General features: G+C 49.9%; 9 protein-coding genes, 1 tRNA gene and 1 pseudogene. 5 read left to right on the top strand and 6 right to left on the bottom strand.

All coding sequences use genetic code 11. From position 1 onward, the window contains the following. Positions 1-5 precede the first annotated feature (5 nt). Positions 6-920: a dihydrodipicolinate synthase family protein gene (locus BFO_RS09580; protein WP_041591269.1), complete on the bottom strand. Its 915-nt coding sequence runs from the start codon at positions 918-920 to the stop codon at positions 6-8. Between the two features lie 968 nt (positions 921-1888). Here BFO_RS09580 and BFO_RS09575 point away from each other — a divergent pair. Further along, a tRNA-His gene (locus BFO_RS09575) sits at positions 1889-1964 on the top strand. A gap of 60 nt (positions 1965-2024) precedes the next feature. Here BFO_RS09575 and BFO_RS09570 read toward each other — a convergent pair. The 3 genes from BFO_RS09570 to BFO_RS09560 form a co-directional block, all read right to left on the bottom strand. Beyond that, positions 2025-2462, bottom strand: a complete 438-nt coding sequence (locus BFO_RS09570) for a hypothetical protein (protein WP_014225502.1) — start codon at positions 2460-2462, stop codon at positions 2025-2027. 126 nt (positions 2463-2588) lie between these two features. Beyond that, a complete protein-coding gene (locus BFO_RS09565) occupies positions 2589-3845 on the bottom strand; it encodes a methyl-accepting chemotaxis protein (protein WP_014225501.1) in 1257 nt (418 codons plus the stop codon). A gap of 20 nt (positions 3846-3865) precedes the next feature. Then, entirely contained in the window at positions 3866-4780 is a 915-nt protein-coding gene (locus BFO_RS09560) for a hypothetical protein (RefSeq protein WP_014225500.1), read from the bottom strand. 387 nt (positions 4781-5167) lie between these two features. On the opposite strand from BFO_RS09560, the gene BFO_RS09555 reads away from it, so the two are divergent. Further along, complete coding sequence (locus BFO_RS09555) at positions 5168-6523, top strand: ATP-binding protein (protein ID WP_244262965.1); 1356 nt, start codon at positions 5168-5170, stop codon at positions 6521-6523. A gap of 34 nt (positions 6524-6557) precedes the next feature. Then, positions 6558-9419, top strand: a pseudogene (locus tag BFO_RS14110) (hybrid sensor histidine kinase/response regulator transcription factor). A gap of 449 nt (positions 9420-9868) precedes the next feature. Here the strand turns inward: BFO_RS14110 and BFO_RS09545 are convergent. Together BFO_RS09545 and tsaB are read right to left on the bottom strand one after the other, a co-directional pair. Further along, on the bottom strand, positions 9869-10762 hold the full coding sequence (locus BFO_RS09545; protein ID WP_014225497.1) for a phospholipase A: 894 nt from the start codon (positions 10760-10762) through the stop codon (positions 9869-9871). Beyond that, positions 10759-11442 carry a tRNA (adenosine(37)-N6)-threonylcarbamoyltransferase complex dimerization subunit type 1 TsaB gene (gene tsaB / locus BFO_RS09540; RefSeq protein WP_014225496.1) on the bottom strand — a complete coding sequence of 228 codons (684 nt, stop codon included), beginning with the start codon at positions 11440-11442 and terminating at the stop codon, positions 10759-10761. The genes BFO_RS09545 and tsaB overlap by 4 nt, the downstream gene beginning before the upstream one ends. 233 nt (positions 11443-11675) lie before the next feature. On the opposite strand from tsaB, the gene clpB reads away from it, so the two are divergent. Beyond that, the gene (gene clpB, locus BFO_RS09535; protein WP_041591266.1) at positions 11676-14264 is read left to right on the top strand and encodes an ATP-dependent chaperone ClpB; all 2589 of its coding nucleotides are present in this window, start codon (positions 11676-11678) and stop codon (positions 14262-14264) included. 2208 nt (positions 14265-16472) lie between these two features. Further along, positions 16473-17159, top strand: a complete 687-nt coding sequence (locus BFO_RS09525) for an OmpA family protein (RefSeq protein ID WP_041591265.1) — start codon at positions 16473-16475, stop codon at positions 17157-17159. Positions 17160-17178: the final 19 nt, after the last annotated feature.

Raw genomic sequence — 17178 nt, 5'->3', positions numbered from 1 at the left:
ATTCATTATTTATTACATCTTTCAAAAAATCCGATCGCTTCGAGTTCTTTCTTCATCGAAGTTTCTTCGGCATCAGTCATGTTACGGAAAGGCGTACGGTTTTTCCCGAGGTCGAGACCAATCAGTTTCATGATTCGCTTTCCTCCGACGATATTTCCGCGATAATTACAAATCACATTGATTACTTCCTGCGAGAAGTTTTGTCGTTCACGTGCTGTTTCCAAATCACCGGCTTTCCATGCCTCGATAATACCGACCAGCTCGCGGCCGTTATAGTTCGTCGTGCCGCCGATGCCGCCCTGTGCTCCTCCCATGGCCAGACAGGGAAGAATCGTCTCGTCCTGCCCGTGCAGCATATCGAACTTCCCGTTCTTGTAGAGACGGCACTGGTTGTATTCATAAAGACTCTCATACGTATATTTAATACCGGCAAAGTTCGGGATACGTCCGTCTACCGTTTGCAGAAACTCGACCATCGACAGGTATGCTCCATTGAAAGCCGGTATATGATAATAGTAAAACGGGAGTTCCGGTGCACCGCTCGCAATCTCCTCACAATATTGTACCAACTCTTCCACACGCGCCACTTTAGGAAACGGCGAAGCCATCGCCCCCGTTCCCCATGCACCGATTTCCTGAGCATGAGCGGCCAGACGCCGGCTCGATTTCACACACGTACTCCCCACATGAACAATCACTTTAAAGCCCGACGGAACAACCGAAACCCATTTTTCAGCCAGTTTCATCCGTTCGTCTTCCGTCAGCATGTAGCCTTCACCGGACGAGCCGTTAATAAAAACACCTTTCAACCCGTTACGCGCCAACAGTGCCGCATATTCCGCTATCGGAGCATAATCCACCTCGCCTTTTTTGTCAAACGGCGTAAATGGAGCATCGATCAATCCTTTAATCTTTTCCATCATTCTTCTTTTTTTATGCAATATTAGTCAAAGATTTTTTTACGCCGCAAAAGTAAATAAATTTTTTTATTTTAAGAGCGTGGAATTATTAAAAAAGTTTTGAATCACGCTGTAAAAACCATCTCGATATTTCGTTTAATATCTTCTTTCCGTGTTCGCCTTTCAAAATGATCCACCTGACATGCCCTTTCCATTGTCTCCTTCTTTTTCTTTTTTAGCTTCATACTTTGCTACATTGCCTCTTTAATCCGTTACTACTTATTATCCCAAATTACGCGATACACTGTTCGGTGTTTACCATTAATAATGGACGTACGAATGTACGACAATGGTTACGTCAAGCTTACAGCCCTCCGCCGAGATGCGATGCTTTTTTTCCCCAACGCTTCGCATTGGGCTGAATTATTATGCCCTTTCAGGGCTTTTACAGCAGTCAGCTATCAGTATTCAGCTTGCGTAATTCGTAATTGTTTGTTAGCGGTCAGCATTCAGCAATCAGGACAGCCAACAAATCAACGAATCAACAACTCAACGCCCGCAGGGCATACAAGGGCTGGAAGCCCGAATTATTTCAGCCCCATCCCGTAAGGGTGGGGGATCCATGCCCATACCTTGGTTAGAGGGCTGTAAGCCTGATATAATCGTTAGCGGTCAGTATTCAGCGGTCAGCCAACAAATCAACATGTCAACGAATCAACAACTCAACAATTTAACAATTCACCGCCTCTGCGAGGTTTATAAGGGCTGAAGGCCTGAATTAAATTCATTCTTATTGGTTCTATTGCGGAATCTGGGTTTATATGATTCAATAAGGTTTATTCCAATCCTTCAGACGACAGACAAAAGTTGCAGATAAAGAGCCAGCCTCCCATTTTTCAGTCTGCCGACCGTAGAAAAAATTCCTCCAATCGCTTGCAGGTGCAAAAAAATAACTATCTTTGCAGCGCATAAAAAAGATGCAATACAATGGTGAATGTAGCTCAGCTGGTTAGAGCATCGGATTGTGGTTCCGAGGGTCGTGGGTTCGAGTCCCATCTTTCACCCGTCAAAAAATAAAACGAAGGTTGTCGGCGAAAGCCGAACAACCTTCGTTTTGTAGTTTACTCAGAATGTTCCGAAGACGTTGAGTGTAAGTTGTACGCCATCCTTACCCTTGAGTTTAACAATATGGTGCGAAGCATCCACTTTTTCTATTGCGACGCGTTCCATGCTCTCCATTATTTTTTTATAGGAGAAATCGGAAGGAGTGGCATAAGGTGCTATTGGATCGGGAAGCCAAACCACTTTCCATTCTCCGTCAACGAATATGAGGATGGGGCGTTTGCGTGGTCCACTGCCCTGTATGTAGAGTCCCGCGTCCTCCCGTACCATTTCATCAAGAAGCTTGCCTACCGCTCCTAAAATGGCGTGTTTGGTTGCAGCGTTGTAGGAGTTGAAGCGGCGGAAGGTGTCGTACTTGATGTCGCTTACCACCTTGTGGTTTACTTTGCCCAACTTCCCCTTTACGGGGTTCAGCCTGTAATACTTTGAATGTCTGTTCATAATTCTGATTTTTTAATCGTGAAACATTTGGTTATTGTTTATATCTCTCCTCCCGCCGCTGTGGGCGGGAGGAGAGGTTTTTATTGTCAGCTGATCGCACTATACCCATTTCGGGCAAGGCAAATTTTATGGGCGGACGGGCCGCACCATATACCCGCGGTAGCGGTCGGTGATTCTAGCATGGATCAAGTTGTCATCAATTATGTTGGAATAACCATTATCGAAGTAGAAGGCCTTATTAATTTCGTTCGAGGCTCGCGACGCCGACCAATAAAAGCCCGATTCACCGGTATAGAGAAGTTCGAAACCTTTGCGGGTGCCGGCGGCAGGCAGGAAGATGGTCTTTCCGTTCGTGCCTTTCACCTCGTGGCCTCTCACGCCGTTCTTCTTCGTCCATTTCCAGGTGCATCCGCCGATCAGTTCATTGATTTCGTCTTTGGTCGGCATGCGCCATGGCGAGCCGAGCTTGGCGGTGGCGACATCATCTTCCGGATCGAGGACGGTCTTGCCGTCACTATCGTTGTACTTGGTAATGTTGTTTCCCTTTCCCCACTTGTAGGTATCCCATGAGTAGTCGCCCTTAACCATTGTTTCGCTCCAGGCGTAGTAGTGGCCGTAGTCGCTCGGTTTCGTTGCGCCGAGGTTGCATGTTGCCCATTTTACGGATAGGCCGAGGTCTACATATTCCATCGTGGGCTGCGGTGTCGGGGGTATGACACCTCCGCCGCCGTTGCCAATCTTCTCCTTCAGTTCCTCGAGCTTCTGGATAATCTGCGCGAGGGCTGCGGCTGTATCGGCGTTGCCACTGTTCACGGCTGCAATCAGGCTGTTGATAGCGGCTGTCGTGTTATTGATGGCCGTAACGATGTCGGCCTGTCCCGTGCCGAGCGACTCAATCTGCGCCTTCATCGCATTAAGGGCGGCAACCACAGCATCGAACTTGTCGCTGTAGTTCGGCATCGCCTTGATGGCGGCTTCAATGGCAGCGAGCTTGTCGCCGTAGTCGGGCAACGCCTTGATGGCGGCTTCGATGAGACCGAGCTTTGCCTCGAGCGAGAGGGTCTGCGCCTTGATGACCGCCTCGATGGCTGCAAACCTGGTTTCGAGCGTGGCGTTCACGGAGTTGAGCACATCGATGATGGCCTGCAGCTTGGTCTGCTGGTCGGCGTTCATCTTGTCGATGGCCTCGGTGAGCTTCCTGATGGCTTCCTCGTTCTTCAGGAAGCCGTTGTTGATGGCCTCCATCACCTTGGTGAAGTCGTTGATGACCGACACGTTCATCGTGTAATTAATCTCGGGTGCGTCCTCCTGACACGAGGTGAAGAACGCGGGTGCTGCCAACAGCATGGCGATGGCAAGCAGAATGGATTGAATTCGTTTCATATTTCAGTTGGTTATTGGTTTTATTTTACGAAAGTATAGCGCAGGGTCACCAAACCGAAGACAAAACGCTTCGGAGCGATGCCCTTGCGGTTGAAGAGCCGGTCCGTCTCGCCTTTCAGTCCGATGCTGAACTCCCGGCTCATGTCGGCCTCGATGTGGAGCGAGGCGGGAACGTAGAGCGTGTTGAACTTCTCGTGGCGGTTCGTGCTACGTATGCTGCCCGTGATGGTTACTTCCGAGTCGTTGCCGATGGTTGTTCCCTCGCCGATGGGCGTGGTTTGTCCGCCCTGCGTCTGCGTGTTGCTGATGTAGATACCGTACTCGTTGCCCTTGGCAAAGGTGTAGCCTACGCCCGTGCCCACCCAGATGTTGAGCCACTGCGCGCGGCGGCGGGGCCACAGCTCCATGAAGTTGAAGCCTAAGCCGAGTTTGGCGTTGTGGTAGTTCATCAAGTAGTTGCCGTACGCCTTGATGGGCGTCGTCTTGGTGTCGAGCACGGAGAAGCGCTGCTCACGGCGGTAGCGCGACCAAAGATACTCGGCGCCCACGCGCACCCAGGGGCGGATGGTGAAGTCCACGCCGCCACCCATGGCGGGCGACTGTTTGTAACTGCGCTTGGCATCGAGATTCTGATACCATACGTCGCTTGCCCACGACAGTCCGCCCTCAGTATAAATACTCCAAGTGCGGGTGCGCAGCTCGCTGCTTTGGTCTCGCGGCAGCTGTGTTCCGCTCCCGTCTGTGCTCTGCGCCTGTGCGCCGACGGCTACGGTTGCGGAGAACAGGACGCTGAGACCCACTCGTGCCCATCGGCCGCTGAGCGGCGGAATAAGCGGTTTTGTTCGCTTTCGCGCACCTTTTCTCGCCGTGGCATCACTCAAGCCGGGCTTGGTGCTGCTCATCCGGCTGGTCGAAAATGTTCGTCTTTTGTTCATACTTGTTGCTTGAATTAAATTAAAAGAGTTGATGATATTGTCGTCTTGTCTCACATACCTTATTATAACAGGCCACCTGTGAAGAACCCCATGAGCCGTTGCCGGAGGATGCGGCGGGTCTGTTTTTCTGCTGCAAAATTAAAAGTGAGACGATGGGAGGGGACTATGCTAATCGGACAAAAAACTATGCTGATCGGACATTCTGCATTTGCCCCGATTATTCTAATCGGATATTTCAGGCTTATAACTTACTGATAATCATAAGAAACACATGAATAGTTTTACATCTTTTAAGAAATGGGGCTTTCGGGACTTCAAAGCAGGTCTTTTCGCATTTCATGATTGGTTTCGGAGCAGAAGACAATGAGCCGATAAAAGAAATATTTGGTGATTTATGGAAGTTTTCTCAGTGTCGTGTCGTGGATTATGGAACTTTTTCGTTATCTTTGCAGGCAGTTAAAACATCATGATGACATGGATGCAAGAAGACTGATAACCATCTTTTCCGACCAAAAGGAGGAACTGCTGTCACACGACCTGTCGCTGCTGTGCGACAGGATGGAGGAAAGACAGCTCTCGCCGTCGAGCAACCTTGCCCAGATTGTGACAGGTGTGCGGAGAAGCGGAAAATCCACCCTGTGCGAGAAGTTCATACGGCAGCAGGGAGTGGAATTTGCCTACGCCAACTTCGACGACGACCGACTGACAGGGCTGGAGACCGGCGATTTCGACCGCGTGCTCGACGCCTTGTACCAGATATACGGTGATTTCAAATATCTCTTCCTCGACGAGGTGCAGAACATCAAGGGCTGGCAGCTGTTCGCCAACCGGCTGCTTCGCCAGAAAGTGCACCTGTTCGTCACGGGCTCCAACTCCAAGCTGCTGAGCAGCGAGCTGACCACCCACCTGACGGGGCGACACAACAAGGTGGAGCTCTATCCGTTCTCGTTTGCCGAATATGCCACGATGCGCGGCGTGGAGCTTCGCTCCCTCTCCACCAAGTCCAAGGCCCTGCGCAAGAAAGCCCTGCATGAATACCTTACGGACGGAGGCTTTCCCGAACTGCTGAACGAGCGGAACAAACGGGGATACATAGAGGCGCTGCTCAACTCCATCATCAAGAACGACATTGCTCGGCGGTTCCGCCTGCGGCACGTGGAGGTGCTCCGGCGGATGGCAACCTACCTAGCCGACAATTTCTGTCAGGAGTTCGTGGCTACGGACCTTGCCCGGATGTTCGGCGTATCGAACCATACCATAGAGAACTACTATTCCTATCTGAAGGAGGCATTCCTGCTTCTGGGCGTTCCCAAGTTCTCCTACAAGAGCCGGGAACGCGTACGGAACGAAAAAGTGTATGTCGTGGACGTGGCCTTCGTATCTGAGCGCAGCGGCACTTTCTCCACAGAGAACACCGGCTGGCGACTGGAGAATACGGTCTATGTGGAACTGCTCCGCCGCTACCGCCCTGAATATGCCGACGTGTTCTACTACCGTGACAAGCAATGGGAGGTGGATTTCGTCATCGCCAAGGGTGGCAAGGTGGAACAATTAGTGCAGGTGTCCTACGACATCAGTGCGGAGAAGACCCTGAACCGTGAAATCAACGCCCTGCTGAAAGCCGCCACGAAATTCCACTGCGAGAACCTGCTGCTCATCAACTTCGACGAAGACCGTGAGGTGGAGAAGAACGGATATACCATCCGTATGATTCCCGCCGCCGAATGGCTGACCAGACAATAAGCACGCCCATGAACAATCATAAAACATCACATTTATGCAGTACGATAAATATAACCTTAAAGCCACTTTACAACCTCACCATGAACCTTTTAACAGTTATGGGGGGGGGGGCTGCCGACTGATTTTAAGCGCGTTAGCGGCATTTATTTCAATCTTTTTCCTGCTCGTTTCGTGCGGGAAGAAGCCCGTATCATTCACCCCTGACGAACGCAAGATGGCGGACAGCATCGTGCGCTCCGCCCACGACATTGATTCGCTCGCCCTACTGCAAAAACGAATGGAAAGCGAGGGCGACAGGCTCGGCAGCATCATTGCCCTGCGGGAATGGGGCAAAGCATTGCGCAACAAGAGCCGCTTCGAGGAAGCTCTGAGCGTGCACAGCAAGGGGCAGCAGCAGGCGGAAGCCGTCGGCGATACGCTCGAGTGGGTGCAGGCGCTGAACAACATCGGCACCGACTACCGGCGGATGGGTGTGCTCGACGTGGCGCAGGAATATCATTACCGGGCATGGACACTCAGCGAGGAATGCGCCGACACCTCGTCCACTACCAGGAAAAACCGGGCCATATCGCTCAACGGACTGGGCAATATTTACATGACATTAGGCAATTACGAGCGTGCAGACAGCGCACTACGCATGGCACTGGAAGGTGAACGGCAGTTGCACAGCGCGTTGGGACAGGCCATCAACTACGCCAATCTCGGTTCCATCTTCGAGCATCGCGGACAAACAGACTCGGCCTAGGTGTATTACCTCAAGTCGATGGCACTCAACACAGAGGCGGGCAGCACACTCGGCATATCGCTCTGCCACACTTATTTCGGTTCGCTCTACGAAAAGGCGCGGCAATACGGCAAGGCGACCGAGGAATATGAAACCGCCTACCGGCTAATGCAGGAGTCCAAAGACGAATGGCATGCCCTGAACTCGCTCATTGCCCTTGCAGACATCTATCACACCACCGGCAACGACGCGAAGGAGATGGAATACCTGGGCAAGGCAAAAGCGATAGCCGAACGCATCAAGTCGCCGGAGCATCTGGCGGAAATCCATACCTTATATTACAAGCACTATAAACAGACGGGCGACTACCGTACGGCCTTGTCCTCTTACGAGCAGGCTATGGCCATGCAAGACAGTGTGCTGAACATGGAAAAGGTGAACCGCATCCAGAACACGAGCCTGAACATCGAGCGCAACCGGCAGGCGAGGGAGATGGGTGAGGCACGGCACAGGCTGGAACAGGAACGGACGGCGCGCTATGTCGGCTTTGGTGTTTTGGGGATTGTGCTGCTCGTCTTGTCAGGAGTGCTGACAATCGTACTTTATACCAACCGACTGCACCGCCGAAACCATCTGGCACTGAAAAGACTGTCGGCCTTACGCGAGAACTTCTTCACCAACATCACCCACGAATTCCGTACGCCGCTCACCGTGATACTCGGACTGAGCCATAACTTGCAAGATGCCGACACGGAAGCGGTCAGGGAGAACGCACGCACCATCGAGCGGCAGGGCAAAGGCCTGCTCACCCTTATCAACCAGCTCCTGGACATCTCGAAAATCAAGTCTTCCGTGGGCAATCCCGATTGGTATAACGGCAACATCACGGCGCATCTCACGATGATTATCGAGGCCTACCGCGACTATGCCCGCAGCCGGAATATCGACCTGCACTTCCTTGCCAGGGAGTCGGTGGAAATGGACTTCGTGCCCGACTATGTGAGCAAGGTAATGAACAACCTGCTCTCGAATGCCTTCAAGTTCACGCCCGAATACGGAAAGGTAAGCGTGTTGGTATGGCGCGAAGGCAACTGCCTGTTCTTGGATGTATCCGATACGGGCGAGGGAATAGACAAGGAAACAGTTTCCCATGTCTTCGAGCCTTTCTATCAGGCAGAGACCGAGGCGCGAAGCATCGGTACGGGCGTGGGGCTGGCACTCGTCAAGCAGATTATAGATGCAGTGGAAGGCTCCATCACGGTAGAGAGCACGGTAGGAAAAGGCACGACATTCCATATCCATGTGCCGATACACCATGACAGCAAGCGAAAAATGGACAGTACAATGATTGACAGCGCTCCGCTCCTGCCCGAAAACGAGACAACACTTGCCGACAGCGAGAACGACGACAACCAATGCCGTCTGCTTGTCATTGAGGACAACCACGACATCGCCGCCTATATCGGTTCGCTGTTTGCCGACCGTTACGCTGTCTCCTATGCCGCCAACGGCAAGGAAGGAATGGAAAAGGCGCTCGACCTGGTACCCGACCTCATCATCACCGACCTGATGATGCCCGGCATGGATGGTCTGGAAGTGTGCCGGCAGGTGCGTGGAAACGAAATCATCAACCACATTCCCATCATCGTCGTTACGGCGAAGATTACGGAGGAAGAACGAATCAAGGGATTGGAGGCAGGGGCCGATGCCTATATTTCCAAGCCGTTTAACGCCGACGAGCTGCGAACAAGAGTAGAAAAATTGCTTGACCGTCATCACCGTCTGCGTGACAAGTTCAGCAATATTGCTGATACGGACAAGGAGCAGAAGCTCACGGATGCTGAGCGACGCTTCCTTGCCAAGGCGGTGGATTTCATCTACCATCTCTTGGACAAACGGCACTTGGATGTGAACACGCTGGCAGAGAAACTCTACATGAGCCCACGCCAGCTGCACCGGAAACTCGTTGCCATTACAGGCGACTCCCCCGCCACGTACATGTTGAAGATAAAGATGCAGAAGGCACGAAACCTGCTGGAGACCAAACCCGGACTTACGATTGAGGACATCGCCGAGCATTGCGGTTTCGAGCATACGCCCAATTTCTATAGTGCCTTCAAGAAGACGTACGGCGTCACGCCTATGGATTATCGCAGAGGAATCGGCTTTTGAGGACACATAAGCCACGGGTAACAGCATATTATATTCTACCGAACGGACATGTTCACACACATGTCCCATTCGGTATTTTCTTTTTTATAATGCCACTTCTATCCATATCGACGCCACAAGTACGCAGTTATCTCAAACCTGTAATACACACAGTTTCTTTGGTTTACCTTTATCCATACACCGCTGTTGGTGTCATTAAATACATAGTAATATAGTAATATGGAACAAATAAGAATGAATTTAATTCAGGCCTTCAGCCCTCCGAACAAGGTCCGGATGTCGATACCCCACCCTTACGGGATGGGGCTGAAATAATTCGGGCTCCCGGCCCTTTCGGGTAATGGGTATGCGCATTACACGTCGAATCATGTACCCGGCATGACAATTCACCATTGACAATTAACCTGTCGTACATTCGTATCCATTATTAATTATATGTCGAGAGGATATCAGAAAATGCTAAAGTCTTGCGGCTTGATTACCATGCCGAGACGAACGACGCTTTTGAATCTGTCGTAATCCAGCAGATTCTCACCGTATCCGTTATAATACTGGAGAAACAGATACTGGTTTTCATTCTTATGCAATTTATAGCTAAGTTCCCATTGCGTATTGAAGCTAAAGGATTTGTTACGCCACGTAGCAAGTATTCCGGCTTGAATCCGTCGGTTACTTGTACGGTAACTGAGTCCGAAGTGTCCCAAACCGTTATATCGGAGAATATCCCGGTTGTTCTCACCATCGATAATCGGTATCCAGGCTTTGAGCTGTAATTCCACATGCGGACTGGCCATCAAACTTCCGCTAAGCGATACTTTGTTCCAGCTACGCGAGGCTTCTCGATCTTTTCCGTTCGATTCGTGTTCAAGCATCAAAAAAGCCTTTCCGATATATCTATTCTGATAAACAATCAGGTGTCCGATTCCAATGCCTGGATTGAAGTTCATATCACGTATCGGCAGAGATTCTTCCAATACATTCCAAACCGTCTTTTGCGTAAACTGAAGAAACAAATAAGTGTCGAACGGCAATTTGCTTTTGGTCAGACGCTGGATCACGCTGATTTGAAATTTCACATTCGAGTTATCTGCTTTAATCTTCTGACCGACAGGGATGCCACCGATAAAATAATTATCCTTAAACACCCCGAAATACGGGCCATTTTCAATCATCGCACGCACACTGTCGGCATTATAATTCGTTCGTGTCGCCTCGATCCTCTCCCTGAGGACCGTTCGGAAACTGTCGATACGGCTCAACGCGCCCTCCCTTCCCGAAGGCTGCTGCGCATAGAGAGAACAATAACTTAACAACAAAAAGACAAATGAATAAAAAAATCTCATTTCCCAAGTACTTTGTTCTTAGGGGGTGTTGCGATAAATTCTTTCAGGTAAAGCGGTTCAAAATACGCCGTGTCGACCAATCTCTTCTCAAGGAAAGCCTCCTCGGCCAGTGGCACCATCGCTGCAGCCAATGGATAAATCTCGTCAAGAAAGACCGTATTTTCCGATGTAAGAACGAGCTGGCACTTCGTCGCACCATCGCCAAAGAAGCAGATGCGTCGCGTCTCCCGCCATGAGGCGTAACTTTCGGGTGTAATGATCTCTGCCCTTGTTTCCCGCACAAGTTGTAAACGGGCATTGTAAAGCGCCGAATAGACTTCCATTCGTCGGGCATCCATCATAGCGCAATACAGGCAATCGGTGTCTCCGTGTTTTCGGATGGCTTCCGAAGCGAGCAACTCCAGGGTCGGCACGGCAATAAGCGGAACACCTGCTCCCACACATAATCCTTTGGCCAACGAAATGCCAATGCGCAATCCGGTGTAAGAACCCGGACCGGCGCTGACGGCTACCGCATCAAGCGCTCCCTTTGCCATGAACAGGGCTTCTTCGACAAACAGACCTGCCAAAGACGCATGCGAAGGCCCTTCAAACGATACTTTCTCAAAAACGATTCCCCCTCCTTCGGATAAAGCGACGGAGCAAACCTTAGTCGATGTCTCGATATGTAATATTCTCATTTCTTGATCATGATTTTCGGACAACAAAGGTATCATAAAATCGAAAATGATGTACCCAACGAGTAAAAATACATACGGGCAGATTGCGAATTCTTCCTCCTGTCAAATCATTATCGGTTTACCGGCCAACAACCGCCATTTTGTCATATTCTTACCAGTGGCATTTTATTTGTCGTTTGTTTGAAGACGACAAGATAAACAGTCGAAAAACAAAAAAGAAGGAGGAAAAACAAATGAATCTGAATAATTTTACAATCAAATCACAGGAAGCGGTGCAAAAGGCGGTCGAGTTGGTCAGGATGCAGAACCGGCAAAGTATCGAAGCCACAGACCTGTTAAAAGCCGTTATTCTGACAGGAGAAAGTATGATGCAGTTTCTGTTTCAGAAGTTGGGCATCCATGCTGCGGGCTTAAATCAGCTGTTAGATCGTAAACTCGAGTCGTATCCGAAAGTGACGGGAGGCGAGCCTTATCTGAGTCGTGAAGCCAACGCGGTGCTGCAAAAGGCCGTCGATTACTGTGGGAAGATGGGCGATCAGTATGTTTCGCTCGAACATATTATACTGGCGCTGCTTACGGAACAAAGCGATGCATCGCAGATGCTCAAAGATGCCGGCATGACCGAGAAGGATTTGCGTGCCGCCATCGAAGAATTAAGGAAAGGCAACAAAGTGACAAGTCAGTCGGCCGAAGATACCTACGATTCGCTGAGCAAATACGCTATCAACCTCAACGAACGGGCACGGTCGGGCAAGCTTGATCCGGTGATCGGGCGCGATGAAGAGATTCGCCGCGTGTTACAGATACTAAGTCGCCGCACCAAAAATAATCCAATCCTGATCGGTGAGCCGGGAGTCGGTAAGACGGCGATTGCCGAGGGATTGGCACACCGTATCGTACGGGGCGACGTGCCGGAAAACCTGAAGAGCAAACAAATCTTCTCGCTCGATATGGGTGCTCTGATTGCAGGAGCGAAATACAAGGGAGAATTCGAAGAACGTCTGAAAGCGGTGGTCAACGAAGTCAGCCGGTCGGACGGACAGATTATTCTGTTTATCGACGAGATTCACACGCTGGTCGGCGCGGGAAAAAGCGAAGGCGCGATGGACGCGGCCAATATCCTCAAACCGGCGTTGGCACGTGGAGAACTGCGTGCGATTGGTGCGACGACACTCGACGAGTACCGGAAATATTTTGAGAAAGACAAAGCATTAGAACGTCGTTTCCAAACAGTGATGGTCGACGAGCCGGACGAGGCCGACACGATCTCGATCTTACGAGGCTTGAAGGAGAAATACGAAAATCATCACAAGATACGTATCAAGGACGATGCGATCATTGCAGCCGTACAGCTTTCGAGCCGTTACATCACCGACCGATTCTTGCCAGACAAGGCCATCGACCTGATGGACGAAGCGGCGGCACGTCTGCGGATGCAGGTCGATTCGGTGCCCGAGTCGCTCGACGAAGTATCGCGTCGTATCGCTCAGCTCGAGATCGAACGCGAAGCGATCAAACGTGAAGATGACAAAGCTAAACTCGAGCAATTAAGCAAAGAGATCGCCGACCTGAAGGAAGACGAGAAAAAGCAGCTGGCTCGCTGGCAAAGCGAAAAGAATCTGATCGACCGGATTCAGCAGAACAAGATCGACGTCGAGTCGCTGAAATATGAGGCCGAGCGTGCCGAACGCGAGGGCGATTACGGCAAGGTGGCCGAGATACGTTACGGAAAGATCAAAGCCAAGGAAGAAGAGAATGCAACCATCCAGACGCAACTGCGCGAGATGCAGGGTGGAACGGCGATGATCAAGGAGGAGGTAGACAGCGAAGATATCGCCGACGTTGTGTCGCGCTGGACGGGCATCCCCGTCAGCAAAATGATGCAGAGCGAGCGCGACAAACTGCTGCACCTCGAAGACGAGCTGCACCGGCGTGTCGTCGGGCAGGAAGAAGCGATCCGCGCCATTGCCGACGCCGTGCGTCGAAGCCGGGCAGGGCTGCAAGACCCGAAACGCCCCATCGGCTCGTTTATCTTTCTCGGTACCACAGGGGTCGGGAAAACCGAGTTAGCCAAAGCGCTGGCCGAATATCTGTTCGACGACGAGAACATGATGACGCGCATCGACATGAGCGAATATCAGGAGAAGTTCAGCGCCACCCGGCTGGTCGGAGCGCCTCCGGGATACGTCGGCTACGATGAGGGCGGACAACTGACCGAAGCCATCCGACGTAAACCGTACTCGGTCGTGCTGTTCGATGAGATCGAGAAGGCTCATCCGGATGTGTTCAATGTGTTGCTTCAAGTGCTTGACGACGGCCGACTGACCGACAACAAAGGACGAACCGTGAATTTCAAGAACACGATCATCATCATGACGAGCAATATGGGTTCGTCGCTGATACGTGAAAATTTCGAGCGGATGACGGCCGCCAACCGTCCGCAGGTGATTGCCGAGACGAAGACGCAGGTGCTCGACTTGCTGAAGAAAAGCATCCGTCCCGAGTTCTTGAACCGTATCGACGAGGTCATCATGTTCACGCCTCTGGACGAGTCGGAAATCCGCCGGATCGTCGATCTGCAGCTGAAAAATGTACAGAAGATGCTGGCCGCAAACGGCATCGCCTTGCAATTTACCGATCAGGCAGTGACATATCTGGCCGAAAAAGGGTATGATCCGCAGTTCGGTGCGCGACCCGTCAAACGAGTCATCCAAGACCTCGTGCTTAACAGGCTGTCGAAAGAGATTCTTGGCGGCAAGATCCATCGCGAGCGTCCGGTTGTGGTCGGATTCGATGGCGGTGAATTGCATTTCAAAAATTAAACACATCTCTGCCGCGGAAACCGGGGTTCCCGGGGCAGAGTTCTTAAATTTATACCATAAATATAACTTCACATGATTTATATTTTGTAAAAACAAATAAAAAAGATATATTCTCTTTTTCTGTTTCCCTTCTGCGGTATTGCAGGAATAAACGCCCAGAAAACAGAAAAGACCGAACGCCTCGGCGTTCGTCCCTTGGGCCTCGGGCGGGCTAACCCTTTCGGGGCATTGAGGTGTTGAGACGTTGAGGTGTTGAGGTGTTGAGGTGTTGAATTGTTGAGGTGTTTGCTGACCGTTGTAACAGCCCTGAAAGGGCGCATTAATTCAGCCCAATGTGGAGCGAAGCGAAGCGTTGGGAAAAAAGGGCGCCCCCCCTCAGCGGAGGGCTGAAAGCCTGACGTAATTCAGTTGTTAATGGTCAATGGTTAATGGTTATGCCGGGTTATCCGAACGCAAATTTCGCAAATGACGCGAATGGACGCAAATACACATAAACGAACGAAAAGTGAAAAGTGAAAAGTGAAAAATGAATACCCGAAGGACTTTTCGTTTTCCTATAACAATTAACCATTGACAATTAACCATTAATTTGTCATTCCGAACACCTCCTCTTGTCATTCCGAACGTAGTGAGGAATCCCGCCCCGGAAAAGAAAGGAGATTCTTCGCTTCGCTCTGAATGACAAATGTCCGAACGCAAATTTCGCAAATGACGCGAATGGACGCAAATACACATAAACGAACGAAAAGTGAAAAGTGAAAAATGAAAAATGAATACCCGAAGGACTTTTCGTTTTCCTATAACAATTAACCATTGACAATTAACCATTAATTTGTCATTCCGAACACCTCCTCTTGTCATTCCGAACGTAGTGAGGAATCCCGCCCCGGAAAAGAAAGGAGATTCTTCGCTTCGCTCTGAATGACAAATGTCCGAACGCAAATTTCGCAAATGACGCGAATGGACGCAAATACACATAAACGAACGAAAAGTGAAAAGTGAAAAATGAAAAATGAATACCCGAAGGACTTTTCGTTTTCCTATAACAATTAACCATTGACAATTAACCATTAATTTGTCATTCCGAACACCGTGAGGAATCCCGCCCCGGAAAAGGAAAGAGATTCTTCGCTTCGCTCTGAATGACAAATGTCCGAACGCAAATTTCGCAAATGACGCGAATGGACGCAAATACACATAAACGAACGAAAAGTGAAAAGTGAAAAATGAATACCCGAAGGACTTTTCGTTTTCCTATAACAATTAACCATTGACAATTAACCATTAATTTGTCATTCCGAACACCGTGAGGAATCCCGCCCCGGAAAAGGAAAGAGATTCTTCGCTTCGCTCTGAATGACAAATGTCCGAACGCAAATTTCGCAAATGACGCGAATGGACGCAAATACACATAAACGAACGAAAAGTGAAAAGTGAAAAATGAATACCCGAAGGACTTTTCGTTTTCCTATAACAATTAACCATTGACAATTAACCATTAATTTGTCATTCCGAACACCGTGAGGAATCCCGCCCCGGAAAAGGAAAGAGATTCTTCGCTTCGCTCTGAATGACAAATGTCCGAACGCAAATTTCGCAAATGAACGCGAATGGACGCAAATACACATAAACGAACGAAAAGTGAAAAGTGAAAAGTGAAAAATGAATACCCGAAGGACTTTTCGTTTTCCTATAACAATTAACCATTGACAATTAACCATTAATTTGTCATTCCGAACACCGTGAGGAATCCCGCCCCGGAAAAGGAAAGAGATTCTTCGCTTCGCTCTGAATGACAAATATCCGAACGCAAATTTCGCAAATGAACGCGAATGGACGCAAATACACATAAACGAACGAAAAGTGAAAAGTGAAAAGTGAAAAATGAATACCCGAAGGACTTTTCGTTTTCCTATAACAATTAACCATTGACAATTAACCATTAATTTGTCATTCCGAACACCGTGAGGAATCTCGCGAGGAAGAGAAAGAGATTCTTCGCTTCGCTCTGAATGACAAAAGCGGGCAATTTCTCCATAAATTCGTCAAGTATTTGCCGGTTGAGTAAATCCAACCCCCCTCTTTTGAAATTATTTTGCGGATCAGTAGACTTTTCCGTAACTTGCGGCGTATTTAAATTGTTATATGGACACAAAAGCAGAAAGAAACGAACATTACAAACATTAATTTATTACATTTGCAATGAATATGAAAAGAGCAAATCTATGGGTGATGCTGATGCTTAGTGCAGCGATATTGCTCTCCGGTTGTGGGGCAAGCAACACCGCCAAAGGAACGGCTATCGGTGCAGGCGGCGGTGCGGCAGTAGGTGCGGGAGTTGGTAAGATTGCCGGAAATACGGCGCTGGGCGCTGTGATCGGTGCGGCGGTAGGAGGTGCGGCAGGCGCCATCATCGGCAAGAAGATGGACAAGCAAAAGAAGGAATTGGAGGAAGTACTTCCCGAAGATACGAAAGTGGAAGTGGTTGAGGAAGAAGGACAGGCACCGGCTCTGAAGGTAACTTTCGACTCAGGCATCCTGTTTGCAACGAACTCAAGCACCGTTAGCGAAGCTTCGAAGTCCGCACTGCGTAACTTAGCTACGAATCTGGAGAGAAACCTCGACACGAACCTCCGCATCGTAGGTCATACGGACAACACGGGAAAGGTGGATTACAATCAGACGCTTTCCGAACGACGTGCAAAGAGCGTATACGATTATCTGGTAGAGCAGGGAGTCAGCACGAAACGAATGATGTACGAAGGCAAAGGTATTCATCAGCCGGTAGCCGATAATACGACTGTCGGAGGACGCGCACAGAATCGCCGTGTCGAAATCATGATCAGTGCAAACGAAAAGATGGTAAAGGAAGCCAAGCGAGAAGCCGGAGAATAATTCTTTTTCACATCGAATT

The sequence above is a fragment of the Tannerella forsythia 92A2 genome (assembly GCF_000238215.1).
GTDB classification, from domain to species: domain Bacteria; phylum Bacteroidota; class Bacteroidia; order Bacteroidales; family Tannerellaceae; genus Tannerella; species Tannerella forsythia.
This window is presented reverse-complemented; position numbering and strand designations above follow the sequence as displayed.